The organism is Bathymodiolus platifrons methanotrophic gill symbiont (assembly GCF_002189065.1).
Taxonomy (GTDB): Bacteria; Pseudomonadota; Gammaproteobacteria; order Methylococcales; family Methylomonadaceae; genus Methyloprofundus.
Map to the genome: position 1 here is coordinate 1 of NZ_BDMN01000023.1, position 1,910 is coordinate 1,910.

The 1,910-nt window shown below is 39.1% G+C and carries 2 protein-coding genes, 1 other RNA gene and 2 pseudogenes; 1 reads left to right on the plus strand and 4 read right to left on the minus strand.

Translation table 11 applies throughout. The annotated features are described in order from the left end of the window. From CDZ78_RS22660 to CDZ78_RS01600, 3 genes and pseudogenes are all read right to left on the minus strand, one after another. Window positions 1-386: pseudogene (locus CDZ78_RS22660) on the minus strand (hypothetical protein); the annotation flags it as partial. 19 nt (window positions 387-405) lie between these two features. Continuing rightward, window positions 406-467, minus strand: an RNA gene (locus CDZ78_RS01595) — hammerhead ribozyme type II. 24 nt (window positions 468-491) lie between these two features. Beyond that, on the minus strand, window positions 492-662 hold the full coding sequence (locus tag CDZ78_RS01600) for a tetratricopeptide repeat protein (protein ID WP_275967705.1): 171 nt from the start codon (window positions 660-662) through the stop codon (window positions 492-494). Window positions 663-835: 173 nt separating this feature from the next. On the opposite strand from CDZ78_RS01600, the pseudogene CDZ78_RS01605 reads away from it, so the two are divergent. Further along, window positions 836-1,378, plus strand: a pseudogene (locus CDZ78_RS01605) (type I restriction endonuclease); the annotation flags it as partial. A 40-nt stretch (window positions 1,379-1,418) separates the two neighbouring features. Here CDZ78_RS01605 and CDZ78_RS01610 read toward each other — a convergent pair. Beyond that, the coding region (locus tag CDZ78_RS01610) for an IS6 family transposase (protein WP_087868390.1) at window positions 1,419-1,910 on the minus strand (492 nt) is incomplete at its 5' end.

Sequence of the window (1,910 nt, forward strand, 5' to 3'; positions counted from 1 at the left end):
GAAAAATTACAATTGTCAGTTTGGCTACGTTTAGAAAGGAACGTTTTATTATTTCCAGATTTCAAATAATGGAATCCCACAACAGTCCATAAGGATTGACCTGTATTATCTCTATGGGCTGCCCCGTTATTATTCCATAAATATTCCCATCCAGTGTCAAGCTGATGTCTCATCTTTCCATGCTTATAGTGCCTGCTAAAAACCCTCGACAATCTCTTCTCCGAGCTCATGAATGTTATTGACTCATTTCCATAATCAGCTCCTCCCGGCGGAAAGCAATTTGCTCTACTAAACTCCCACAACTTAGCACTAGAAACACTACTAAATGACATTAAACCTACAGTTAACACGATAGGCAGTGAACGGAACAATTTTGATTTTTTCATTTTAATTTACCATTAAACTAAGAATCTGTCTCATCAGTATCAGGAGATAATCCCGGATAGACGCTTCTCAGCGTTTCGACTTGGTTAGGATGTTAATACCATAGGCTACAGTCCATTTTCTACCCTTACCAAATTTTTTTGCGCGCCAGGATGCCCTTGTTCTGCCGCCATCCTGTACCACTTAACGGCTTCTTTGTCGTCCGGATCAACACCTTTACCATGTTCGTACATCATTCCTAATATAAATTGTGCACCCGCACGCCGCAGAATTTGCAAAATGCGCCCTGTGGCGATATATAGCCGTTAAATGAATAGTGTTTCTTGTGCTCTTGAATATACTTGTTCACCACTAGGATTACAGAGACTTTCGTCCATATATGCCCAGATTACGTTTATTGAAATAATATCAACTTTGCCCACTACCCATTGTGTTAATTGAGTGAATATAGATGACAAAAGAAAAAAATATTGAAGAGAGGTTAATTGGTAAGCTAGTAGATCTCAAGTATACCTATCGGGATGATATTTGTGACAAGGTAGCACTTGAGAAAAATTTCCGTAAAAAGTTCGAAGTGCTAAATAGTGTAAGCCTCACTGAGTCTGAGTTCTCTCGCCTACGAGATGAGATTGTCACCGACGACGTATTTAAAGCATCAAAAACATTGCGAGAGACAGGCTATTTTAGACGGGAAGATGGAACACCTCTACATTACACCCTTGTCAATATAAAAGATTGGTGTAAAAATGAGTTTGAGGTTATTAACCAGTTACAAATGAACACCAGTGATAGTCACCATTGTTACGATGTAATATTGCTCATCAACGGCATACCTGTCGTGCAAATTGAGTTAAAAAATCACCAGATCGTTACTCGCCGAGCTATGGAGCAAATCGTTAACTACAAAAAAGATTCTGGCAATGGTTATGGCAATACCATTATGTGCTTTATGCAGCTATTTATTGTTAGTAATGAATACAGGTTTTGTCGCAATAATTATCAAAAAGCGTAGTCCTCCTGGTCTTCAGGCATAACTATCCTGCTAAAGCCATAAACTGCTTATAAGCAGGAATATTTTCCTCAGACAATTGCCCCTTTCGGATCATATGTGCCGTTTCAATTCCATCAATTGTTGCTTGGGAGGAGTGAAACGCTTTAAAGCCCATCATCGGTTCTGTTATTTTTTTGATAAAGCGGTGATCCTGTTCGATGATGTTATTCAAATATTTAACCTGTAATATGTCGATCATATTGGCAAACCCAGCGAGGATTAACAAGAGGTTAATATTGGATAATCCTGCATAGTTAGCGCCACTTTTATCCATAACGACCTTATCAGGAAAGCCATTATTGTTAATCGTTTGTTTGAAAAAGGCTGTTGCAGCCTCTTCATCACGGCGCTCAGAAAGCATAAAATCAAGCGTATCACCGTGACTATCAACAGCTCGGTATAAATAGGTCCACTGACCCTTCACTTTGATATACGTTTCATCCATGCGCCACGATTTATTGGTTTCTCGTTTCTG